This window comes from Pigmentiphaga soli (genome assembly GCF_039541095.1).
Classification (GTDB): Bacteria; Pseudomonadota; Gammaproteobacteria; order Burkholderiales; family Burkholderiaceae_B; genus Pigmentiphaga; species Pigmentiphaga soli.
Genome location: NZ_BAABFO010000036.1, coordinates 19,553 through 40,533 on the forward strand (window position 1 = coordinate 19,553; position 20,981 = coordinate 40,533).

Annotated in this window: 22 protein-coding genes; 11 read left to right on the forward strand and 11 right to left on the reverse strand. The window is 68.9% G+C overall.

The features are described 5' to 3' along the window. Positions 1-12 precede the first annotated feature (12 nt). The 3 genes from ABD927_RS23080 to ABD927_RS23090 all read left to right on the forward strand — a co-directional run bounded on the left by ABD927_RS23080 (position 13) and on the right by ABD927_RS23090 (position 2,378). A complete protein-coding gene (locus ABD927_RS23080; RefSeq protein ID WP_345252240.1) occupies positions 13-891 on the forward strand; it encodes a dienelactone hydrolase family protein in 879 nt (292 codons plus the stop codon). A gap of 41 nt (positions 892-932) precedes the next feature. Beyond that, a complete protein-coding gene (locus ABD927_RS23085; protein WP_425570351.1) occupies positions 933-1,502 on the forward strand; it encodes a PIN domain-containing protein in 570 nt (189 codons plus the stop codon). A 99-nt stretch (positions 1,503-1,601) separates the two neighbouring features. Beyond that, positions 1,602-2,378, forward strand: a complete 777-nt coding sequence (locus ABD927_RS23090; RefSeq protein WP_345252242.1) for a ZIP family metal transporter — start codon at positions 1,602-1,604, stop codon at positions 2,376-2,378. A 46-nt stretch (positions 2,379-2,424) separates the two neighbouring features. On the opposite strand, the gene ABD927_RS23095 is transcribed toward ABD927_RS23090, so the two are convergent. Genes ABD927_RS23095 through ABD927_RS23110 form a run of 4 tightly spaced genes read right to left on the reverse strand, consistent with a single transcriptional unit; the run spans position 2,425 to position 7,146 of the window. Continuing rightward, a complete protein-coding gene (locus tag ABD927_RS23095; protein ID WP_345252243.1) occupies positions 2,425-4,110 on the reverse strand; it encodes a Na/Pi cotransporter family protein in 1,686 nt (561 codons plus the stop codon). 17 nt (positions 4,111-4,127) lie between these two features. Next, positions 4,128-5,318, reverse strand: coding sequence for a DUF3734 domain-containing protein (locus ABD927_RS23100; RefSeq protein ID WP_345252244.1), 1,191 nt, complete (start codon positions 5,316-5,318; stop codon positions 4,128-4,130). 8 nt (positions 5,319-5,326) lie between these two features. Continuing rightward, entirely contained in the window at positions 5,327-6,109 is a 783-nt protein-coding gene (locus ABD927_RS23105; RefSeq protein ID WP_345252245.1) for a 3-hydroxybutyrate dehydrogenase, read from the reverse strand. A gap of 41 nt (positions 6,110-6,150) precedes the next feature. After that, complete coding sequence (locus ABD927_RS23110) at positions 6,151-7,146, reverse strand: LLM class flavin-dependent oxidoreductase (RefSeq protein WP_345252246.1); 996 nt, start codon at positions 7,144-7,146, stop codon at positions 6,151-6,153. A gap of 284 nt (positions 7,147-7,430) precedes the next feature. Here ABD927_RS23110 and htpX point away from each other — a divergent pair, with 284 nt between their 5' ends. Next, the gene (gene htpX / locus ABD927_RS23115; RefSeq protein WP_345252247.1) at positions 7,431-8,309 is read left to right on the forward strand and encodes a protease HtpX; all 879 of its coding nucleotides are present in this window, start codon (positions 7,431-7,433) and stop codon (positions 8,307-8,309) included. A 16-nt stretch (positions 8,310-8,325) separates the two neighbouring features. On the opposite strand, the gene ABD927_RS23120 is transcribed toward htpX, so the two are convergent. Then, a complete protein-coding gene (locus ABD927_RS23120) occupies positions 8,326-8,646 on the reverse strand; it encodes a BON domain-containing protein (protein WP_345252248.1) in 321 nt (106 codons plus the stop codon). Positions 8,647-8,925: 279 nt separating this feature from the next. After that, positions 8,926-10,101 carry an aromatic ring-hydroxylating oxygenase subunit alpha gene (locus tag ABD927_RS23125; protein WP_345252249.1) on the reverse strand — a complete coding sequence of 392 codons (1,176 nt, stop codon included), beginning with the start codon at positions 10,099-10,101 and terminating at the stop codon, positions 8,926-8,928. Between the two features lie 259 nt (positions 10,102-10,360). Here ABD927_RS23125 and ABD927_RS23130 point away from each other — a divergent pair, with 259 nt between their 5' ends. The 5 genes from ABD927_RS23130 (at position 10,361) to ABD927_RS23150 (ending at position 14,698) form a co-directional block, all read left to right on the forward strand. Continuing rightward, a complete protein-coding gene (locus ABD927_RS23130) occupies positions 10,361-10,654 on the forward strand; it encodes an exodeoxyribonuclease VII small subunit (protein ID WP_345252250.1) in 294 nt (97 codons plus the stop codon). Positions 10,655-10,657: 3 nt separating this feature from the next. Continuing rightward, complete coding sequence (locus ABD927_RS23135; protein ID WP_345252251.1) at positions 10,658-11,551, forward strand: polyprenyl synthetase family protein; 894 nt, start codon at positions 10,658-10,660, stop codon at positions 11,549-11,551. 20 nt (positions 11,552-11,571) lie between these two features. Then, the gene (dxs, locus tag ABD927_RS23140) at positions 11,572-13,473 is read left to right on the forward strand and encodes a 1-deoxy-D-xylulose-5-phosphate synthase (protein WP_345252252.1); all 1,902 of its coding nucleotides are present in this window, start codon (positions 11,572-11,574) and stop codon (positions 13,471-13,473) included. Next, on the forward strand, positions 13,470-14,264 hold the full coding sequence (gene folE2 / locus ABD927_RS23145) for a GTP cyclohydrolase FolE2 (protein ID WP_345252253.1): 795 nt from the start codon (positions 13,470-13,472) through the stop codon (positions 14,262-14,264). The genes dxs and folE2 overlap by 4 nt, the downstream gene beginning before the upstream one ends. 158 nt (positions 14,265-14,422) lie before the next feature. After that, positions 14,423-14,698, forward strand: a complete 276-nt coding sequence (locus ABD927_RS23150; protein WP_345252254.1) for a helix-turn-helix domain-containing protein — start codon at positions 14,423-14,425, stop codon at positions 14,696-14,698. A 17-nt stretch (positions 14,699-14,715) separates the two neighbouring features. Here the strand turns inward: ABD927_RS23150 and ABD927_RS23155 are convergent, their stop codons facing one another. Continuing rightward, entirely contained in the window at positions 14,716-15,201 is a 486-nt protein-coding gene (locus ABD927_RS23155; protein ID WP_345252255.1) for a YajQ family cyclic di-GMP-binding protein, read from the reverse strand. Positions 15,202-15,368: 167 nt separating this feature from the next. Here ABD927_RS23155 and murB point away from each other — a divergent pair, with 167 nt between their 5' ends. Continuing rightward, complete coding sequence (murB, locus tag ABD927_RS23160) at positions 15,369-16,442, forward strand: UDP-N-acetylmuramate dehydrogenase (RefSeq protein WP_345252256.1); 1,074 nt, start codon at positions 15,369-15,371, stop codon at positions 16,440-16,442. A 114-nt stretch (positions 16,443-16,556) separates the two neighbouring features. Here murB and ABD927_RS23165 read toward each other — a convergent pair whose 3' ends face one another. From ABD927_RS23165 to argF, 3 genes are all read right to left on the reverse strand, one after another. Next, positions 16,557-17,282 (reverse strand): glutamine amidotransferase, encoded by a 726-nt coding sequence (locus tag ABD927_RS23165; protein ID WP_345252257.1) that lies wholly within the window; start codon positions 17,280-17,282, stop codon positions 16,557-16,559. Between the two features lie 73 nt (positions 17,283-17,355). Beyond that, on the reverse strand, positions 17,356-18,582 hold the full coding sequence (locus tag ABD927_RS23170; protein WP_345252258.1) for an argininosuccinate synthase: 1,227 nt from the start codon (positions 18,580-18,582) through the stop codon (positions 17,356-17,358). Positions 18,583-18,900: 318 nt separating this feature from the next. Beyond that, positions 18,901-19,851: an ornithine carbamoyltransferase gene (argF, locus tag ABD927_RS23175; RefSeq protein WP_345252259.1), complete on the reverse strand. Its 951-nt coding sequence runs from the start codon at positions 19,849-19,851 to the stop codon at positions 18,901-18,903. 265 nt (positions 19,852-20,116) lie between these two features. Here argF and ABD927_RS23180 point away from each other — a divergent pair, with 265 nt between their 5' ends. Next, on the forward strand, positions 20,117-20,440 hold the full coding sequence (locus ABD927_RS23180) for a DUF3579 domain-containing protein (protein ID WP_345252260.1): 324 nt from the start codon (positions 20,117-20,119) through the stop codon (positions 20,438-20,440). Between the two features lie 273 nt (positions 20,441-20,713). On the opposite strand, the gene rpsT is transcribed toward ABD927_RS23180, so the two are convergent. After that, a complete protein-coding gene (gene rpsT / locus ABD927_RS23185; protein ID WP_345252268.1) occupies positions 20,714-20,974 on the reverse strand; it encodes a 30S ribosomal protein S20 in 261 nt (86 codons plus the stop codon). Positions 20,975-20,981: the final 7 nt, after the last annotated feature.

Below are 20,981 nucleotides of genomic sequence, written 5' to 3' on the forward strand. Positions count from 1 at the left end.
GCGAGGGTTCCCATGCAAAACATCAAGACCGAGTTCGACAGCTTGCTGCCGCCGCTGAAGCTCGACCGCCGCGGCTTCATCGTCACCACGCTGGCCGGCGGGTTCACGCTGGCCGCCGGCCCGGTGGCCGCCCAGACCGCCATCCACACCGACAGCGACGGCCTGGTGGCCGGCGAAGTCAAGATTCCGGTGGCCGACGGCGAGATCCCGGCCTACCGGGCGGCGCCGGCCGGCAAGACGGGGCTGCCGGTGATCCTGGTGGTGCAGGAAGTATTCGGCGTGCACGAATACATCAAGGATGTCTGCCGGCGCTTCGCCAAGGCCGGCTACCTGGCCGTCGCGCCCGAGCTGTACGCGCGGCAGGGCGACCCGTCGCGCTACCAGGACACCGGGCGGCTGATGACCGAGCTGGTGGCCAAGGTGCCCGACGGCCAGGTGCTGGGCGATCTCGACGCCGCCGCGCGCTGGGCCGCGGCCAATGGCGGCAGCCGTGCCCGCATCGGCATCAACGGCTTCTGCTGGGGCGGCCGGATCGTCTGGCTCTATGCCGCCCACAATCCCGCCGTGAAGGCCGGGGTGGCGTGGTATGGCCGGCTGGTGGGCGACACCGACCCGCTGCACCCCACCAACCCCGTCGACATCGCCGGCCAGCTCAAGGGCCCGGTGCTGGGCCTGTACGGCGGCCAGGACGCCGGCATCCCGCTGACCTCCATCAACACGATGAAAGACGCGCTGGCTTCCGGCCCGGCCGCGGCCAAGGCGTCCTCCTTCATCGTCTACCGCGAGGCCGGCCATGCCTTCCACGCCGACTACCGGCCGAGCTACCGGCGCGAGGCGGCCATGGATGGCTGGAAGCACGCGCTGGACTGGTTCGGCCGGTATCTGCGTTGAAGGACGCGCCGCTGTTCCTGGTGCTCGACGCCTGCGTGCTGATGTCGTCCATCGTGCGGCCGCTGTTGCTCGACCTGGCCGGCGACGGCTGGTTCGCGCCGGTCTGGAGCGCCCGCATCGGCGAGGAATGGCGGCGCAACGCCGCGCGCATCTGGGGCCGGCCGGCGGCCGAGCTCGACGCCGAATGGGCATCGATGTGCAGCCGCTTCGCCGGCGCCGATCCGGGCGACCTGTCGGCCTACGAGGCGGGCCTGCGCTACAGCGATCCGAAAGACTGGCATGTGATCGCCGCCGGCCTGGCCAGCCGCGCGCGGGCGCCGGGGCCGGCCACGCCGCTGGTGCGGGTGCTGACCTGGAATCTGAAGGACTTCGACCGCGCCGAGCTCAGGCGCCAGGGGCTGGCCGCCTGGGATCCCGACCGCCAGCTGGCCGACTGGCTGCAGGCCGGGCCGGCGCGGATCGCGCCGCGGCTGGCCGGCGCGACCGATTACGCCCGGGCGCTGGGACGCGAGGAGCCGCTGGTGGACACGCTGCGCCGCGAACGGCTGTTCCGCACCGCGCGGCTGATGCAGGCGATCGGGACGGAGCCGGCCGGCAAGGCCGGCGCCTGAAGGCGCGCAGCCGCGGTCGCAGTGCGCCCGCCCGGTCGGGCCTGCCGTATCCGAACTCCCGTATACTCCCGCTTTCGCCACCGAGTTGCGTGTTTCTTCGTGACCCTTCCCCTCATCTTGCTCGCCACGCTGGTGAGCGGCGTCGTATCGGCGCTGGTCGCCGGCTGGCTGGCCTACCGCTATTTCGCGCGTTTCCTCCACCAGCTGGTGAGTTTTTCGGTCGGCGTGCTGTTGTCGGTCGCGCTGCTGCATACGCTGCCCGAAGCGTTCGAATCGGGCGTTTCGCCGTCGGTCCTGTTCAGCCTGTTGCTGGCCGGCCTGTTGGCGTTCTTCATGCTAGAGAAGCTGGCCCTGCTGCGGCACAACCATCACCACGAACACGACGGCCACGGGCATCCGGCCGGACACGACGCGCACGAGGCCGGCCGCGGCGGGCTGGCGGTACTGGTGGGCGACGGCCTGCATAATTTCTGCGACGGCATGCTGATTGCCGCCTCCTTCCTGGTGGACCACCGGCTGGGCATGATGACCGCGCTGTCGATCGCGGTGCACGAGGTGCCGCAGGAGCTGGGCGATTTCGTCGTGCTGGTCAATGCCGGCTTCACCCGCCGGCGGGCGCTGACCTTCAACGTGATGGCCAGCATGATGGCGATGCTGGGCGGCGTGGTGGGCTATTTCGTGCTGGCCCAGCTGCAGGCCTGGCTGCCCTACGTGCTGGTGGTGGCCGCCAGCAGCTTCATCTACATCGCGCTGGCCGACCTGGTGCCGCAGATGCACCGGCGCTCCAGCCTGGCCGAAAGCCTGCCGCAGTTCGCGCTGGTGGCGGCCGGCGTGTTCGTCATCTATGCGGTGACGCTGCTGGTGCACGAGCACTGAAGGGGCGCCGGGCCGGCTTGCGTGCCGGCGTGCCGCAGTCGGCGGACTAATGCGCGGGCGAGGCGCCCGATTCGGTGGCGGGCCGCACGCGCGTGGTGAGCAGTTCGCCGTGGTCTTCCAGCACCGGGTAGGCGGCTGCGGCCACCAGGTGGGTGTTGATGCGCCGCAGGTCGCGCAGGATGTCGAGGTGCAGCGCGCTGGTTTCGGTGGAGTCGAGCCGGTGCGCGCGCAGGCGGTCGAAGTGGGCCCGCGTGGCGTCGATCTCCAGGCGCCGGAACACGTCTTTCTCGGCCCCGAGCAGGCGCGCGGCGCGCGGATCGTCGGTCATGAACAGTGACGCCGCCAGCTTCAGGTTGGCGCCCAGGCGGTCGAGCATCTCGGTCATCTCGCGCCGTCCGGCGGGCGAGAACGACAGGCCGCGCTTGATCTGCTTGCCGATGTGCGCCAGCAGGTTGGTGACCAGCACGTCGCCGGCATGCTCCAGGTTGGTGATGAAGGTCAGGATTTCGCCCGAGCGCTTGCGGTCGTCTTCGGTGAGCTCGTCGGCGTCGAGGCTGGACACGTAGGTCTTGATCGCGGCGTTCAGCTTGTCGAGCACGTCGTCGAGCTGGCGCGTTTCGGCGATCCGCTTGCGGTCGCCGCGGTCGAACGCGGCGCGGGTGTTCTGCAGCATGGTCTGGAGCGTGTCGGCCATGCGCAGGGCCTCGCGCGCCGCGTTGCCGAGCGCGACCACCGGCAGTTCGCGCGCGGCGTCGTCAAGATAGCGCGGCTGGCCGGGATCGGGACGGTCGGGATTGGGCGGCAGCAGGCGTTGCAGCAGCCGCGAATACGGCCGCAGCACCGGCATGAAGATCAGCGCCAGGGCCAGGTTGAACAGCGTGTGGAAGTTGGCCACGGCGCGCGCATTGTCGCCGTCGGCCAGTTGGGTCATCAGCGGCTGCACGTAGCGCAGCGCCAGCAGGCCCACCGCCACGCCCAGCGCGCGGTTCATGAAGTTGCCCAGCGGCAGCCGGCGCGCGAGCGGATCCTGGCGCGCCGCGCCTTCCAGCATGGGATTGATCGCGGTGCCCAGGTTGGCGCCCAGCACCAGCGCAAAGGCGGTGTCGGGCGGCACGATGCCCTGCGCGGCGAACGACATCACCAGCACCACCACCGCCACGCTGGAGTGCGCGGCCCAGGCCAGCGCGGCCGCCAGCAGCACCGCCAGCACCGGCTGGTCGGACAGCGCTCCCAGCACGGCGCGCAGCGCCGGCAGCTCGCGGTACGGTTCGAGCTGGCCCAGCAGCAGGTGCAGCGACAGCAGCAGCAGCCCGAGCCCGATGCCGACCCGGCCGAGGTCGCGCGTGTGGGTGGCATTGCTGCGGCGGAACATCAGCACGCCGGCCAGCACCAGGATCGGCGCCCATATCGTCACGTCGAACGACAGCACCTGCACGATCAGCGTGGTGCCGACGTTGGCGCCCAGCATCGCGGCCAGCGCCGGCACCAGCCCGACCAGCCCGCTGCCGGCGAAACCCGCGATCATCAGCCCGGTGGCGGTGCTGCTCTGCAGGATCGCCGTCACCCCCAGCCCGGCCAGGAAGGCATAGCCGCGGTTGGCCAGCGCCACGCCCAGCGACGCGCGCAGCCGGGGGCCGAAGGCGCGCTGGATGCCGGTCTGCACCATGTGGACGCCCCACAGCAGCAGGGCGACGTAGCCGGCAAGGTCGAGCAGGGTGAAGATGAGATCCATGGGCGCTTGAGCACCTCCTATTCGACGGTGGGCATGATCCGGTGGACGTCGTGCGTCACGAAGGGTTGGTCGGGGCCCGGCAGGTCGAGCCACTCGGCGTGGGACAGGGTGCGGCGCAGGTCGGACAGGCCGCCGGCCCAGCGTTCTTCCATGCCGAGGCGCCCGAACTGGTAGTCCTTGTAGGGCTCCTCGCACTTCTTGCCGCGGTAGATCAGGTGCAGGACGTTGATCCGGCGGTCGCTGGCGAGTTCCTCGGCCTTGCGCACCAGCGGGTCGGCGGCGCGCCTGGCGGCGGGCACGCGCTGCAGCAGCTCGCGCAGCAGCGTGCGGTATTCCTGCATCTGCCGCATGTAATCCGTGACCATTCTAGTACGACTTGAGTACTGGATGTCTTTTTGCCGGATCGCGACTTCGCTCAGGTTGCCCGGCACCAGCCCGATGGCGCTCCACAGGTCGACCTGGAAGATCAGCGAATGCGGGCTGGGATGCGATTGCAGGATATGGTAGAGCGGCGTGTTGGAAACGATGCCGCCGTCCCAGTAGTACTCGCCGTCGATCGGGATCGGCGCGAAGCCGGGCGGCAGCGCGCCCGAGGCCATGAAGTGCTCCGGCCCCAGCGGCTGCTGGGTGTTGTCGAAATAGGCGAAGTTGCCGGTGCGCACATTGACCGCGCCGATCGAGACCCTTGTTTCGGCCGCGTTGATGCGGTCGAAGTCGACGTATTCCTCCAGCGTGCGCCGCAGCGGCGCGGTGTCGTAGAAGCTGGCGGTATCTGGGCTGTGTTCGAAGCTCGACAGCAGCGACGGCACGCGCGGCACGAAAAAACCGTTCTGGCCTTCGAGCACCGCGCGCCAGGCCTCCCAGGCGCTGGCCACCGTGGCGGCCGGCGGCGGCAGGTAGGCCAGCGTGTCGCGCAGCAGGTCGATCGGCGCCGTGGGCAGCACCGGCGGCTGGCAGATGTGCTGCCAGAACGCCCGCAGGCGGTCCACGCGGTCGGCCGGCCTGTTGCCGGCGATGATGGCGGCGTTGATCGCGCCGATCGAAATGCCGGCGATCCAGTTGGGGTGGATGCCGGCCTCGGCCAGCCCTTCGTAGACGCCGCCCTGGTACGAGCCGAGGGCGCCGCCGCCCTGCAGCACCAGCGCGATGGTGGGGTAGTCTGCATGTACCCGCTTGCCGGGGCGGACCGGCCGGGGGAGTGCTGCCATGGGCCCGCCTACTGCATGAACCAGCCGTGGCTGACCACGAACGATTGTCCGGTCAGCGCGGCGGTCGGGAAGGTGGCCAGGAACAGCACGGTCTGGGCGACGTCGCCCACCGTGGTGAATTCGCCGTCGACCGTGTCGCCCAGCATGACTTTCTTGACCACGTCTTCCTCGCTGATGCCGAGTTCCTTGGCCTGTTCCGGGATCTGTTTTTCCACCAGCGGGGTGCGCACGAAGCCGGGGCAGACTACGTGCGAGCGCACGTTGTGCCGGGCGCCTTCTTTGGCCAGCACGCGCGCCAGCCCCAGCAGCCCGTGCTTGGCGGTGACGTAGGCCGATTTCAGCGGCGAGGCCTCGTGCGAGTGCACCGAGCCGGTGTAGATCACGATGCCGCCGCGGTCGTCTTTGTACATGTGCCTGAGCGCCGCCTTGGTGGTGAGGAAGGCGCCGTCCAGGTGGATGGCTAGCACGCGTTTCCAGTCGGCGTAGGCGAACTGGTCGATCGGGTTGACCACCTGGATGCCGGCGTTGGACACCAGGATGTCGACGCTGCCGAAGGTATCGGCCACGTGCTGGGTGCCGGCCTCGACCGCTGCCTCGTCGGTAACGTCGACCGCGATGCCGATCGCGCGGCCGCCGTGGGCGTTGATGTCGTCGGCGGCGGCCTTGGCGGCCTGCTGGTTGATGTCGGCGATCGCCACCGCGGCGCCGGCGGCGGCCAGGGTATGGGCGATTTCCTTGCCGATGCCGCTGGCGGCGCCGGTGACGATGGCGGATTTTCCGGAAAGCTGCATGGTTGGATCCTTCATGCGACGAGGGAAGGGGAAAGGCGGGGTCAGCCTCCCAGCGCCTCGGCCAGCAGCGCGTAGCTGCGGACCCGCGCCGCGTGGCTGTGGATCATGGACGTGACGACCAGTTCGTCGGCCTGCGTCTGGCGCGCCAGTTCGCCCAGTTCGTCGCGCAGCATGTCGGGGCTGCCGATGTGGATGCGGGTCCGGTTGTACTGGCGCAGGGACTCCTCGGCCGGTTCGTAGCGGTAGGCAAGGGCTTCTTCCACCGTGGGCAGCGGCAGGCGCACCTTGCCGCTGCGCGTGCGCATCATAGCCAGGTCGGCGGTGGCGGCCAGCCGTTCGGCCTCGCCGGCATCGGGGGCGCAGATGGCCGACACGGCCAGGATGGCGCGCGGTTCCTGGTTGAAGGCCGAGGCGCGGAAGTTTTCGCGGTAGATGCGCATCGCGGCATGGACGTTCTCCGGCACGATGTGGTGCGCATAGGCGAAGCCGAAGCCGTTGGCCGCGGCCACCTGCGCGCCGTAGGTGCTGGAGCCCAGGATCCAGATGGGCGGGCAGGGGGTGCCGACCGGCGTGGCGCGCACGCGCGCGTGGGGATGGTCGGCCGGCATGGCGTCTTTCAGGTAGCCGACAAGATCGGCCAGCTGCTGCAGGAAATCGTCGGGCGCGCCGCGGCGCAGCGCGCTGGCGGTGACCGGGTCGGTGCCGGGCGCGCGGCCCAGGCCCAGATCGATGCGGCCCGGGAACATCGACTCCAGCACCCGGAAGTTCTCCGCCACCTTGAGCGGGCTGTGATTGGGCAGCATGACGCCGCCCGAGCCGACCCGCAGCGTGGCGGTGACCGCGGCGATGCGGCAGATCAGCAGTTCGGGCGCCGAGCAGGCCAGCATGGCGGTGCTGTGGTGTTCGGCCAGCCAGTAGCGGTGGTAGCCCAGGCGCTCGGCCTGGCCGGCCAGGTCCACGCTGTTGGCCAGGGCGTCGGTGGCGGTGTGGCCGGAGGGAATCGGGCTCAGATCGAGGACGGACAGCTTGATCGGCATGGCGGCAGGCGGTGCGACGACAAGGTTCGAGTGTGAACCTGCCGGCATTTTGCTGCAACCGCGTCACCGTCATCGGCCCTTGAAGGGGGCGGTCAACGCTACCATATGACCTTGGCCGGGAAATGGACATGGCCCGGATGCGGCGCGCTGCGGCGCCGCTTCCGGAACTCTACCGTTTCGCAGCCGTCACACCGTCGCCGCGCGGGGCGGCGACGGCTGGCGCGCGGACCGGCTCCCTGCCAGGCCAATACAACCATAGAAGGTTTTCGGAGCTCCTGAACCCCATGAAACGCATCGTTCTTTTCCTGATGACCAACCTCGCCGTCATGCTGGTGCTGACGGCGACCTTGAACATCCTCGGCGCCAACCGTTTCCTGACGGCCAACGGGCTCGACATCCCGACCCTGGCCGTGTTCTCGGTGGTGGTCGGGTTCACCGGCTCCATCATTTCCTTGCTGATGAGCAAGTCGATGGCCAAGATGAGCACCGGCGCCCGCGTGATCGACCCGAACGCCCCCGGCGGCCCGCGCGAGCAATGGCTGGTCGACACGGTGCATCAACTGGCCGACCGCGCCGGCATCGGCCGGCCGGAAGTGGCCATCTACGAAGGCGCGCCCAACGCCTTCGCCACCGGGGCGTTCAAGAACGACGCGCTGGTGGCGGTGTCCACCGGGCTGTTGCAGAGCATGACCGAGGAAGAGGTTTCCGCGGTGCTGGGGCACGAAGTGGCCCACATCGCCAATGGCGACATGGTCACCCTCACGCTGATCCAGGGCGTGGTCAACACCTTCGTGGTGTTCCTGGCCCGCATCGTCGGTTCGTTCGTCGACCGCGCGATCCTGAAGAACGAGCGCGGCGGCGGCATCGGCTACTTCGCCACCGTGATCGTCTGTGAACTGGTTTTCGGCATCCTGGCCTCGCTGATCGTGGCCTGGTTCTCGCGCCAGCGCGAGTTCCGCGCCGATGCCGGCTCGGCCCATCTGCTGGGCTCGCGCGAACCGATGGTGCGCGCGCTGATGCGCCTGGGCGGGCTGGAAGCAGGCGATCTGCCGAAGACCTTCGAGGCCTCGGGCATCGCCGGCGGCAACGCCGTGACGGCGCTGTTCGCCTCGCACCCGCCGATCGAACAGCGCATCCGCGCGCTGATGGGGCGGCCGGGCTGAAGCCGCCCCGGGCCGGTCAGCGCGAGCTCTTCAGCCGCAGGTCGTTCTTGACGCTCTTGACGCCTTCGATATTGCGCGCGATTTCCACCGCCCGGCTGATCTGGGCGGAATTGTCGACGAAGCCCGACAGTTGGACCGTGCCGCGATAGGTTTCGACGTTGACGTCGGTGGCGCTGACCGTCTTGTCGCTGACGTAGGCCGCCTTGACCTTGGCGGTGATGGCGGCGTCGCTGGTATATTCGCCGGCCGATTCGTGGTTGCGGGTGGATTCGCAGCCGGCCAGTGCGATGGCCGAAGTGCCGATGATGCCTGCGACGATCAGATTGCGAAAGCTCATGCTTATTCTCCTTGGCTAGGGCGCGCACCGGCCATATTCGTTTTGAAAAAATGCCAGCCGGCAAAGCGCGTATGTAAAAGCTATGCCCCCGCCCTGGCCTTGGCAAGCCGCCGCGTTTTTCATTTGTAATGGCAGGTATATGACGCGGCGCATTTCCCTTGCGCTGCGTGGTGCCCTGTTACAGCGCTGCCCCGGTGTTACGGCATGACACCCGATCCCGCAACGAAAAACGCCCGCGTTCGCGGGCGTTTGTTTTGACCGGGCACCGGAAAATGCGGGTCAGGGGGCGTCGTATTCGGACATTTGCGTTCGATACCACTCGTGGAAATGCTGCATGCCGTCTTCCATCGGCGACTGGTACGGGCCGGTTTCGTTGACGCCGCGTTCCATCAGCACCCGCCGGCCGGCATCCATGCGTTCGGCGATCTCGTCGTCTTCGACCGCGGTTTCCATATAGGCCGCCTGCTGCGCCTCGACGAATTCGCGCTCGAAATGGACGATTTCCTCGGGGTAGTAGAACTCGACGATGTTGACCGTTTCCTGCGGGCTCTTGGGATACAGCGTGGACAGCACCAGCGTGTGCGGATACAGCTCGATCATGTGGGTCGGGAAATGCGTGACCCAGATCGCGCCGAATGCCGGCGATTCGCCGTTGCGGAACTCGAGCACCCTGTCGTGCCAGCGCCGGTAGACCTGCGAGCCGGGCTGCTCCAGCGCGGCATGGATGCCGACGCGCTGCAGGCTGTACGACTGGCCGAACTCCCAGCTCAGGTCGTCGCAGGTGACGAACCGGCCGAGCCCTGGATGGAAGGGGCCGACGTGGTAGTCCTCGAGGTAGACCTCGATGAAGGTCTTCCAGTTGTAGTGGCAATGGTGGACCTGCACCCGGTCGAGCACGTAGTCGGAGAAATCGAACTCCGGCCGGCCGTCGAACGCCGCCAGTTCGCGCGCGGCGTTGCGCCCGCCGGCGCGCGGCGCCTCGAACAGCGAGCCGTTCCACTGCTGCAGCGGGAAGCGCTGCAAGTCGAGCGGCGGCGTTTCGCCGAACAGCGGCGCGCCGATCAGCGCGCCCCGGCTGTCATATGTCCAGCGGTGCAGCGGACATACGATATTGCCGGTGGGACCGAGATTGCCGGCGCTGGGCTCGCAGGCGGGCCGGCCCTGGGCGCTGCCCGGACTGCCGCGGCCGAGCATCAGGGCCTGCCGGTGGCGGCAGACATTGGAGACAAGTTCGACCCCGTGCCGGTTGCGGACGAGCACGCGGCCGTCGTTTTCCTGGGCTAGGGTGCGGTAATCCCCCACTTCGGGGACGCCTTTCAGGTGGCCGACGTAAAGCGGCGCACGCTGGAAGATCGCTTGCATTTCGCGCTTGAAGCGCGCTTCATCGAAATAGGCACTGACGGGTAGCTGCGCTCGGCTCGCCGCCACGTGCTCCACGCGACCGATATCGGTCATGACTTCCCTCCGCGTGAAGTGGTGGGCCAGCCTCTTGCCGGGAAAACCGCCCCTTACGCAACCTGGAGCGGCTGTTGTTTTCCCCGGCCCAAAAAAGGGCTGGCGCGAAGAAAATGATCTGCCCGATCAAACAGTTATTGTACCCCGGCGCGCAAAGGAAGTCCCGGCCGGGCGCCGCCGCGCGCGCCGGCCGTGCGGAGCCTTGCCGGCGCATCCCTTACAATACCGGGTTCGACTCGCACGAGGCTAAGGAGGCTCGATGGCCGACAGCACAGATCTTGCGGCGCGCGCCGCGCGCGGCGCCGGTCCGTCAGCGGATGCGGCGGACTGCGGCGCCGATGCGCCGGCCGATTTCGAGGCAGCGCTGGCCGAGCTCGAAGCCCTGGTGGGTTCGATGGAAGACGGCGCGCTGCCGCTCGAGGCCTCGCTGCTGGCCTACCGGCGCGGCGTGGAACTGGTCAAGGTATGCCAGGAGCGCCTGGCGCGCGCCGAACAGCAGGTCCGGGTGCTGGAAGGCGAACTGCTGCGTCCGCTGGACGGCGGGGACTGCTGACCCATGCCGGCCGATTTTTCCGACTGGATGCAGCGCTGCGCGGCGCGCGCCGAAGCCGCGCTGGAACGCGTGCTGCCCGAACCCTCGGTGGCGCCGGGCCGGCTGCACGAGGCCATGCGCTATGCGATCCTGGGCCCCGGCAAGCGGGTGCGGCCGATGCTGGTCTATGCCGCCGGCCAGGCCTGCGGCGCCGGGCCCGAGCAGGACGGCGCGCTGGATGCCGCGGCCGCGGCGGTGGAACTGATCCACGGCTACTCGCTGGTCCACGACGACCTGCCGTGCATGGACGACGATGTGCTGCGGCGCGGCCGGCCCACCGTGCACGTGCAGTTCGACGAGGCCTGCGCGCTGCTGGTGGGCGACGCGCTGCAGTCGCTGGCCTTCGACGTGCTGGCGCGCATGCCGATCGCGCCGGCGCTCACGGTGCAGGCCGTGCAGGTGCTGGCGGTGGCTTCCGGCAGCGCCGGCATGGCCGGCGGCCAGGCGATCGACCTCGACAGCGTCGGCCGCGTGCTGGATCGCGGGCAGCTCGAGGCCATGCACCGGCTCAAGACGGGCGCGCTGCTGCGCGCGTCGGCGGCGCTGGGCGGCATCGCGGCCGCCGCCGGCTCCGCGCAGCGGCGCGCGCTCGACGCCTATGCGCAGGCCGTGGGGCTGGCGTTCCAGGTCGTCGACGACATCCTCGACGTGACCGGCGATTCCGCCCAACTGGGCAAGACCGCCGGCAAGGACCAGGCCGACGGCAAGCCGACTTTCGTGTCGCTGCTGGGCCTGGACGGCGCCCGCGAACTGGCGCGCGAGCTGCGCCGGCAGGCTCACGAGGCGCTGGCCGGGTTCGGCGAGCCGGCGGCGCGCCTGGCCGAACTGGCCGATTTCGTCGTCCGGCGCGAACGCTGAGAACGGAGACAACCCCTGTCATGACTTATGACCTTCTCGACCGCATCGATTCGCCGGACGACCTGCGCCGGCTCGATCGCCGCGAACTGCCCGCGCTGGCCGACCAGCTGCGCGCATTCGTGCTGGAGTCGGTATCGCGCACCGGCGGCCACCTGTCGTCCAATCTGGGCACGGTCGAACTGACGCTGGCGCTGCACTATGTGTTCGACACCCCCGGCGACCGCATCGTCTGGGACGTCGGCCACCAGACCTATCCGCACAAGATCCTGACCGGCCGCCGCGCCGCGATGGCCTCGCTGCGCCAGGCCGGCGGCATCTCGGGCTTTCCGCGCCGCAGCGAATCGCAATACGACGCCTTCGGCACCGCGCACTCGTCCACCTCGATCTCGGCCGCGCTGGGCATGGCGGTGGCCGCGCGCAACGCCGGCCTGGCCCGCAGGCACATCGCCGTGATCGGCGACGGCGCGATGTCGGCCGGCATGGCTTTCGAGGCGCTGAACAACGCCGGCGTCACGCCCGACATCGACCTGCTGGTGATCCTGAACGACAACGACATGTCGATCTCGCCGCCGGTGGGCGCGCTCAACCGCTACCTGGCGCGGCTGATGTCGGGCCGTTTCTACGCCGCGGCGCGCAACGTCGGCAAGGCCGTGCTGTCGCACGTGCCGCCGGTGCTCGAACTGGCGCGCCGGCTGGAAGAACACGCCAAGGGCATGGTGACGCCCGCCACGATGTTCGAGGAGCTGGGCTTCAACTACGTGGGCCCGATCGACGGCCACGACCTCGACTCGCTGATCCCGACCCTGCAGAACCTGCGCAAGCTCGACGGGCCGCGCTTCCTGCACGTGGTCACCCGCAAGGGCCAGGGCTACAAGCTGGCCGAGGCCGATCCGGTGCTGTACCACGGCCCGGGCCGCTTCGATCCGGCCATCGGCATCCGCCAGCCGGCCACCCCGCCGCGCAAGACCTTCACCCAGGTGTTCGGCGAGTGGCTGTGCGACGCCGCGGCGGCCGATCCGCGCCTGGTCGGCATCACGCCGGCGATGCGCGAGGGCAGCGGCCTGGTGGAGTTCGAGCAGCGCTTTCCCGACCGCTATTTCGACGTCGGCATCGCCGAGCAGCACGCCGTCACCTTCGCCGCCGGCCTGGCCTGCGAAGGGCAGAAGCCGGTGGTGGCGATCTATTCCACCTTCCTGCAGCGCGCCTACGACCAGTTGATCCACGACGTGGCGCTGCAGAACCTCGACGTCACCTTCGCGCTGGACCGCGCCGGGCTGGTGGGCGCCGACGGCGCCACCCATGCCGGCAACTACGACATCGCCTTCCTGCGCTGCATTCCCAACATGGTGGTGGCGGCGCCGTCCGACGAGGCCGAATGCCGGCTGCTGCTGACGACCTGCTACCGGCATCCCGGCCCGGCCTCCGTGCGCTACCCGCGCGGCGCCGGGCGCGGCGCGGCGCCGGCGGCCGGCCTCGATACGGTGCCGCTCGGCAAGGGCGTGCTGCGGCGGCGCGCCGCGCGGCCGGCTTCGGCGGTGGCCGTGCTGGCCTTCGGCACGCTGGCCGTGCCGGCGCTGAAGGCGGCCGAGGCGCTGGATGCCACGCTGGCCGACATGCGCTTCGTCAAGCCGATCGACCGCGACCTGATCCTCGAACTGGCGCGCAGCCATGCCGCGCTCGTCACCGTCGAAGAAGGCGCGGTGATGGGCGGCGCGGGCAGCGCCGTGTGCGAGGTATTGAACGAGGCAGGCATGACCGTACCGGTATTGCAATTGGGCTTGCCGGACCGATTTATCGACCATGGCGACCAGGCCGCCTTGCTGGCGGGCCTCGGCCTCGATGCCGGCGGCATCGAACGGGCGATCCGCGCCCGCTTCGCCGACCTCTGGGCCGCCGCACCGCTTTCCGGCACGCATTCATGAATATCCGACTCGATTCCCTGCAAGCCATACCCGATGTCCAGAGCGTCCGCGACGTTCGCCAGATCCCGATCCAGCGCGTAGGCGTGCGCGGCGTGCGCCATCCCTTCGTGGTGGCGGGCGAGGGCGGCGCGCAGGCCACCGTTGCCGACTGGACGCTGACCGTGGCGCTGCCGGCCGACCAGAAGGGCACCCACATGTCGCGCTTCATGGCGCTGCTGGAACAGCGCCGCGGGCAGCCCACCGACCTCGCGGCCTTCCGCGGGATGGCGGCCGACATGCTGCCGCTACTGCAGGCCGAGCGCGGCGACATTACCGCGTCGTTCCCGTATTTCATCGAGAAGGCCGCGCCGGTATCGGGCGTGCGCAGCCTGATGGATTATCAGGTTACCTGGACGGCGCAGGCCGGCCCGGACGGCGTGGATACCGAGGTGGCGGTGCAGGTGCCGGTCACCAGCCTGTGCCCGTGCTCGAAGGCGATCTCCGAATACGGCGCGCACAACCAGCGTTCGCACGTCACCGTCCGGGCCCGGCTGGCCGACGGCGTGGGCATCGAGGCGCTGATCCGGCTGGTAGAGGCCGAGGCGTCGTCCGAACTATGGGGCGTGCTCAAGCGCACCGACGAAAAATACGTAACCGAACACGCCTACGACAATCCGAAATTCGTGGAAGACCTGGTGCGCGACGTGGCTGCGCGCCTGGCGGCGCACGGAGGCGTGCTGCGCTATACCGTCGAGGCCGAGAATTTCGAGTCGATTCACAATCATTCGGCCTACGCCGTCGTGGAAGGGTAGCGCCGCGGCTGCGGGAAAGCGCTTATTGGTAAATACCCTATTTTGTTCGCGCGAAGCCGTCGGTTTTGTGGAGATTGCACGACGTTTCGATCTGAAAAGAATATTGGTTGATGCAAAAGCGGTAGATATTAAGCAATGGCATGCCGACTATGGCACCGATGCCAGCTCCCCTCAGATCTCCCAATCCATCGGCGATGCTGTCGACCCTGCGGGAAGTGCTCGGATATAACGTCCGCGCCAACCGGGTCGCCAGGAAAATGTCCCAGGAACAACTGGGTTTCGCCGCACACCTCGACCGGACTTTCGTCAGTCAGGTCGAGCGCGCGCGCGTGAATATATCCGTCGACAATATAGAGAAACTGGCCAAGGCCCTCGAAGTAGACCCCTCCCGCCTGTTCTGCCGTCCCACCGAGCTCGAACGCCAGGAAACCTGACCGCCGCAGGGGCGGGCTCACTCCCTGAAGTTTTCGAAACCCAGCGGCAGATCCGAGATCTCTTTCTTCAGCAGCGCGATCGCTGCCTGCAGCTCGTCGCGCTTGGCGCCTTGCACGCGTACCGTGTCGCCCTGGATGCTGGCCTGCACCTTCAGTTTGCTGCCTTTGATCTGCGCCACGATCTTCTTGGCCGATTCCTGCGGCACGCCGTTGCGCACCGTCAGCGGCTGCTTGACCTTGTCGCCCCCCATTTTTTCCACCTTGCCGTGGTCGAGGAAGCGTACGTCGACGCCGCGCCTGGTCATCTTGCCGAGCAGGACGTCGAGCACCTGGCCGAGCTGGAAATCGTTGTCGGCGTAGATGGTGACGTCCTTTTCGGTCTGCTCGACCTTGGCCGACGAGCCCTTGAAGTCGAAGCGCGTGCCGATTTCCTTGTTGGCCTGGTCCACCGCATTGCGCAGTTCTACCAGGTTGGGTTTGCAGACGACGTCGAATGTAGGCATGGGAAACTCCGTGGGTGAAAGCGCCGCCTTGCCCGCGGCCGCGGCGGCCATGATTGCAAGTGTAGCCAATCGCCTGGGCCGCTTCGGGTAAGATGGCCCGCTGCGCGGGCGTGGCGCCCGCTTTTCGTCGAGTCTCCGTGGCCGCTTCCGTACCCCCCGCTTCTTCCATGCCTTCCGGCACCGCCGGCCCCGCCTGCGGGCAGGACCTGACGGCGCTGAATACTCTCGGCCTGACCAGCCATGCCGCCCGTTACGTACGGATCGAGCGCGCCGATGCGCTGCCGGCGCTTGCTGCCGCCGCCGAGGCTGTTGGCTGCGGGACCGCCGCGGCCGGCAGGGCCGCAGGCTTGCTGCTGCTGGGAGGTGGCAGCAACGTGGTGCTGCCGCCCGAAGTGCCGGCGCTGGTCGCCCATATCGCGCTGCGCGGCATCCGGGTGCTGCGGCGCGATGCCGGCGGCACCGTGGTCGAGGCGGCCGCAGGCGAGCCGTGGCACGCGCTGGTCGAATACTGCGTCGGCCAGGGCTGGGGCGGGCTGGAGAACCTGGCGCTGATCCCCGGCACGGTGGGCGCCGCGCCGGTGCAGAACATCGGCGCCTACGGCGTCGAGCTGGCCGACCGCTTCGAGAGCCTGACCGCGTTCGACCTGCAGGCCGGCCGCTGGGTGGAAATGGCCGCCGGCGATTGCCGCTTCGGCTACCGCGACAGCGTGTTCAAGCGCGAGCCCGGGCGCTGGGCGATCGCCGCGGTGCGGCTGCGCCTGCCGGCACCGTGGCGGCCGGTGCTGGGGTATCCGGACCTCTCCGCCGATGCGGCTTCGGCCCCTGGGCGCGCCGGCATCGCGCCGCGCGACGTATTCGACGCCGTATGCCGGATCCGGCGCGCCAAGCTGCCCGATCCGGCGGTGCTGGGCAACGCCGGCAGTTTCTTCAAGAACCCGGTGGTCGACGCGGCCACGCATGATGCACTGAAGGCCCGCTTTCCGGATCTGGTGGCCTATGCCCAGCCGGGCGGCGCCTACAAGCTGGCGGCCGGCTGGCTGATCGACCGCCGCGGCTGGAAGGGCCGGCGCATGGGGCCGGCCGGCGTGCACGAACGGCAGGCGCTGGTGCTGGTCAACCATGGCGGCGCCCGGGCGGCCGACATCATGGCACTGGCGGCGGCGATCCAGACCGACGTGCAAGCCGCCTACGGCGTATGGCTGGAGCCCGAGCCGGTCGTGGTGGCGGGCGCCGGCGCGTAGCGGCACGGGCCCAGGCGGCGTGGTGCCTTGGGAAACCCGGGCGGCGCAGCGCCTCGGGCAACCGACCGGTGCAGCGCCTCGGGGAAATTCAGGCGGCATAGCGCCCCGGGGAAACTAGGCGGCGTAGCGCTGCAGGAAATTCAGCAGCGTCTGCCGCGCGTGCGGCGTCGGCTGCAGGCCGTCCATCAGGCCGCCGACGTCGAAGCCTTCCGCGCCGAGCCGCGGCGTGTAGTGATGCAGATAGGTTTGCATCACATCGGGCTCGAATTCGGGATGGTACTGGGTCGACAGCACATGTTCGCCGTACTGCACGATCTGGTGCGGGTCGTGCGCCGAGCGCGCCAGCACGCGGGCGCCGGGCGGCAGTTCCAGCACGCTTTGCTGGTGGATCAGGTGGGCGGGGAAGCTGACCGGCATGTCCTGCAGCAGCGGGTGGGCGGCGGCGTCGCCGAGCAATTCCACCGCCTGCGTGCCGACCTCGCGCCCGCGCGGGTGGTAGCCCACCACGCCGCCCAGCGCATGGGCCAGCAACTGGTGGCCGTAGCAGATGCCCAGAATGGGCAGGCCGCGGCCGACCGCGCCGCGCAGCCAGTGCGCGGTGTCTTCGCTCCACGCTTCGCGGTCGGATACCATGGCCGGCGAACCGGTGATGATCGCCGCGCAATAGGCCTGCGGGTCGGCCAACGTGCCGCCCGCGTGCACCGCCACCACCGCCACGCGCTCGGGCGGCAGGCCGGCGGTGCGGCAGATCATGCCGCTGAAATCGCCATGGCGTTCGGCGATGGGCTGCGGCGGCAGGCCGGTCTGGATGATGGCGACGGGACGGCTGGCGGCGGTCATGGCGGAAGGCAGGGTGCTGCGGGAGGGACACGGGCAGCCGCCCGCGCGGGGCGGCCGCCAGGGGCGGGCGGCCTTATCCGCGGTGGCGGCGGGCGTTCTCGGCGATGCGCATGCGCAGCGCGTTGAGCTTGATGAAGCCGCCGGCGTCGGCCTGGTCGTAGGCGCCGCCGTCGTCGTCGAAGGTGGCGATGGTCTGGTCGAACAGCGTGTTTTTCGAGTCGCGCGCGACGGTGTACACATTGCCCTTGTACAGCTTGACCCGCACCCAGCCGTTGACCGCCTGCTGGGTATGGTCGATCAGCACCTGCAGCGCCTTGCGCTCCGGGCTCCACCAGTAGCCGTTGTAGATCAGGCTGGCGTAGCGCGGCATCAGGTCGTCTTTCAGGTGCGCCACTTCGCGGTCGAGCGTGATCGATTCCATCGCGCGGTGGGCGCGCAGCATGATGGTTCCGCCCGGGGTTTCGTAGCAGCCGCGCGATTTCATGCCGACGTAGCGGTTTTCCACCAGGTCGAGCCGGCCGATGCCGTGGCGGCCGCCCAGTTCGTTGAGGGTGGTCAGCACCTCGGCCGGCGTCATGCGCTGGCCGTTGAGCGCGACGATGTCGCCCGCCTCGAATTCGAGGTCGAGATATTCGGGATGGTCGGGCGCGGCTTCGGGCGCCACCGTCCAGCGCCACATGGATTCCTCGGCCTCGGCCTTCGGGTCTTCCAGGTGGCGGCCTTCGTAGCTGATGTGCAGCAGGTTGGCGTCCATCGAGTACGGCGCGCCGCCCTGTTTGTGCTTCATCTCGATCGGGATGCCGGCCGCCTCGGCGTAGGCCAGCAGTTTTTCGCGCGACAGCAGGTCCCACTCGCGCCACGGCGCGATGACCTTGATGCCCGGCTCGAGCGCGTAGTAGCCCAGCTCGAAACGGACCTGGTCGTTGCCTTTGCCGGTGGCGCCGTGCGAAACCGTGTCGGCGCCGACCTCGCGCGCGATCTCGATCTGGCGCTTGGCGATCAGCGGCCGCGCGATCGACGTGCCCAGCAGGTATTCGCCTTCGTAGATGGTGTTGGCGCGGAACATCGGGAACACGAAGTCGCGCACGAATTCTTCGCGCAGGTCGTCGATGTAGATGTGTTCCGGCTTGACGCCGAACTTCAGCGCCTTGGCGCGCGCCGGCTCCAGTTCCTCGCCCTGGCCGATGTCGGCCGTGAAGGTGACGATTTCGCACTGGTAGGTGTCCTGCAGCCATTTCAGGATCACCGATGTGTCGAGGCCGCCCGAGTAGGCAAGCACGACCTTCTTTACTTCGCTCATTGAATTTCCCAGGACATGGACGAGGGCGCCGCGCGTGGGCTCGCTGCGGTGCGGCTTTCGGGCCGGTGGAGGTCACCATGCGCAAGGGGGGCGGGCGCCCGGGCCGCGCGGATGGGATCATGCGATCGCCCCCCGGCTTGAACGGGGCGATCCTCGATTGTACTCAAGCCCGGCGCCCCGGGGGCGCCAGCGTCATTATTGCGCAACGGAAACTCGGGACATGACGGAGTCGCTCCTCCCACCCAGGACGCCGCGGATCCGGCTCCGCCGGTCCGCCAGCGTCGCCCCTTGAGGGGCGCGCGAGCGCGTAGGAGGGGCCTACTGCCGGCCCAGCAGCAGGAATTCCATCAGCGCCTTCTGCACGTGCATGCGGTTCTCGGCCTCGTCCCAGACCACGCTTTGCGGGCCGTCTATGACCTCGGCGGTGACTTCCTCGCCCCGGTGGGCCGGCAGGCAGTGCATGAACAGCGCGTCGGGGGCGGCCTGGGCCATCATGTCGGCGTCCACGCACCAGTCGGCGAACGCGGCGCGCCGCGCCTCGTTCTCGGCCTCGAAGCCCATGCTGGTCCAGACGTCGGTGGTGACCAGGTGGGCGCCGGCGCAGGCCTGCATCGGGTCGGCGTACTGGACCAGGCGGTGGCCGCTGGCCAGGCCGGCGCGCTCGGGCTCGACCTCGTAGCCGGGCGGGGTCGACACGTGCACGGTGAAGTCGAGCAGTTCGGCCGCCTGCAGCCAGGTGTTGCACATATTGTTCGAATCGCCGATCCACGCCACCGTCTTGCCCTGGATCGAGCCGCGGTGCTCGATGTAGGTGAAGATGTCGGCCAGGATCTGGCAGGGGTGGAATTCGTTGGTCAGGCCGTTGATGACCGGCACCCGCGAATTGGCGGCGAAGCGCTCGATCTTGGTCTGCTCGTAGGTGCGGATCATGACCAGGTCGACCATGCGCGAGATGACCTGCGCCGAATCCTCGATCGGCTCGGCCCGACCGAGCTGCGAGTCGCCGGTGGTGAGGTGGATGACCGAGCCGCCCAGCTGGTACATGCCGGCCTCGAACGAGACGCGGGTGCGGGTGCTGGCCTTTTCGAACACCATGGCCAGCGTGCGGTCGTGTAGGGTGAGGTGCGGTTCGTAGTTCTTGAACTTGCGCTTGATCAGCGCGGCGCGGCGGAACAGGTAGTCGATCTCGTCGCGGCTGAAATCCTTGAATTGCAGAAAATGCCGCAGCGGGGCGCGGAGGTTGGAAGTCGGGGTCACGGTTGCAGTCATACGACGCCTCGCGGGAAATGCCGGGTCGCGGCCGGCGGGCAGGGCCGGCGGCCGGATTCGTTGGCTTCGTTTCGGCGGGAAACGTCAATGATACCCGAGGCGGGCGGCGAAACCCATGTCCCCGGAATGGGGAAAGCATGGATGCGATACAATGCCGCCTGCCCTCGCGGGGGCGGTCCGCGCCAGCGCAGGTCCGCCGTCGGCAGGCCGCAAGCCGCGGCGCCCCGGGAGTTTCTTTTTGCGTGGGACCGCCCGCGATTCATCGATGGCTGAAAGCGTCAGGCACTTCATCATTCAGGGCATCACGTCCTCGGGCCATACCTTCCGGCCGAGCGACTGGGCCGAGCGGCTGGCGGGCGTGATGTCGCCGTTCCGGCCCCAAGGCAGTGCCGCCAGCCACCTGACCTATTCCCCATACGTATTCCCCACCGTGATCGGCGGCGTCAAATGCGTCGTGGTCGACCCGCGCCTGCGCCAGCTCGAGCCGCTGGCATGGAAATTCGTGGTCGATTTCGCCCACGACAACGACCTGCAGACGGCGGAAACCGAAGGCCCGCTCGCCGACCTGCCGATCAAGCGCAAGGGCTGACCGCGCAATGCAAGGCGCCGGCATGCACCGGCAGCCTGTGAGCCACCAGCGCCCGCCGGCGCCCGATACGTCCAATCGTTTCATCGGTCGTGCCCAAACACGACCCACCACGCATGCCCCTATCCCATCCAGGATGCGGCGGATCCGGCTCCGCCGGTCCGCCCGCATCGCCCCCTTGAGGGGGTGCGGCCGCAGGCCGCGCAGGGGTGGGCTTCCCTTCCGGTCCCCCCGCATCGCCCCCTGGGGGGCGCGCGAAGCGCGTAGGGGGGCTTCTTACAACCCTTTTATTGCGCTGGCCAGACGGCTCTTGTGGCGGGCGGCCTTGTTCTTGTGGATGATGTTCTTGTCGGCCACGCGGTCGATCACGCTGGTGGCTTTCTGGAACACTTCCGCGGCGGCAGCCTTGTCGCCGGCTTCCACGGCCTGGCGGACGCGCTTGATCGCGGTGCGCAGCGCCGAGCGCAGGCTGGAGTTGTGCTTGTTGCGAGCCACGGCTTGGCGGGCGCGCTTGCGTGCTTGGGCGGTATTGGCCATTGAAATT

Bases quoted from the DNA above. Each gene is read 5' to 3' on its own strand.
- ABD927_RS23080 (WP_345252240.1), top strand. From the start codon at position 13: ATGCAAAACATCAAGACCGAGTTCGACAGCTTGCTGCCGCCGCTGAAG.
- ABD927_RS23085 (WP_425570351.1), top strand. From the start codon at position 933: ATGTCGTCCATCGTGCGGCCGCTGTTGCTCGACCTGGCCGGCGACGGC.
- ABD927_RS23095 (WP_345252243.1), bottom strand. From the start codon at position 4,110: ATGGATCTCATCTTCACCCTGCTCGACCTTGCCGGCTACGTCGCCCTG.
- ABD927_RS23100 (WP_345252244.1), bottom strand. From the start codon at position 5,318: ATGGCAGCACTCCCCCGGCCGGTCCGCCCCGGCAAGCGGGTACATGCA.
- ABD927_RS23105 (WP_345252245.1), bottom strand. From the start codon at position 6,109: ATGCAGCTTTCCGGAAAATCCGCCATCGTCACCGGCGCCGCCAGCGGC.
- ABD927_RS23110 (WP_345252246.1), bottom strand. From the start codon at position 7,146: ATGCCGATCAAGCTGTCCGTCCTCGATCTGAGCCCGATTCCCTCCGGC.
- htpX (WP_345252247.1), top strand. From the start codon at position 7,431: ATGAAACGCATCGTTCTTTTCCTGATGACCAACCTCGCCGTCATGCTG.
- ABD927_RS23120 (WP_345252248.1), bottom strand. From the start codon at position 8,646: ATGAGCTTTCGCAATCTGATCGTCGCAGGCATCATCGGCACTTCGGCC.
- ABD927_RS23125 (WP_345252249.1), bottom strand. From the start codon at position 10,101: ATGACCGATATCGGTCGCGTGGAGCACGTGGCGGCGAGCCGAGCGCAG.
- ABD927_RS23130 (WP_345252250.1), top strand. From the start codon at position 10,361: ATGGCCGACAGCACAGATCTTGCGGCGCGCGCCGCGCGCGGCGCCGGT.
- ABD927_RS23135 (WP_345252251.1), top strand. From the start codon at position 10,658: ATGCCGGCCGATTTTTCCGACTGGATGCAGCGCTGCGCGGCGCGCGCC.
- dxs (WP_345252252.1), top strand. From the start codon at position 11,572: ATGACTTATGACCTTCTCGACCGCATCGATTCGCCGGACGACCTGCGC.
- folE2 (WP_345252253.1), top strand. From the start codon at position 13,470: ATGAATATCCGACTCGATTCCCTGCAAGCCATACCCGATGTCCAGAGC.
- ABD927_RS23150 (WP_345252254.1), top strand. From the start codon at position 14,423: ATGCCAGCTCCCCTCAGATCTCCCAATCCATCGGCGATGCTGTCGACC.
- ABD927_RS23155 (WP_345252255.1), bottom strand. From the start codon at position 15,201: ATGCCTACATTCGACGTCGTCTGCAAACCCAACCTGGTAGAACTGCGC.
- murB (WP_345252256.1), top strand. From the start codon at position 15,369: ATGCCTTCCGGCACCGCCGGCCCCGCCTGCGGGCAGGACCTGACGGCG.
- ABD927_RS23165 (WP_345252257.1), bottom strand. From the start codon at position 17,282: ATGACCGCCGCCAGCCGTCCCGTCGCCATCATCCAGACCGGCCTGCCG.
- ABD927_RS23170 (WP_345252258.1), bottom strand. From the start codon at position 18,582: ATGAGCGAAGTAAAGAAGGTCGTGCTTGCCTACTCGGGCGGCCTCGAC.
- argF (WP_345252259.1), bottom strand. From the start codon at position 19,851: ATGACTGCAACCGTGACCCCGACTTCCAACCTCCGCGCCCCGCTGCGG.
- ABD927_RS23180 (WP_345252260.1), top strand. From the start codon at position 20,117: ATGGCTGAAAGCGTCAGGCACTTCATCATTCAGGGCATCACGTCCTCG.
- rpsT (WP_345252268.1), bottom strand. From the start codon at position 20,974: ATGGCCAATACCGCCCAAGCACGCAAGCGCGCCCGCCAAGCCGTGGCT.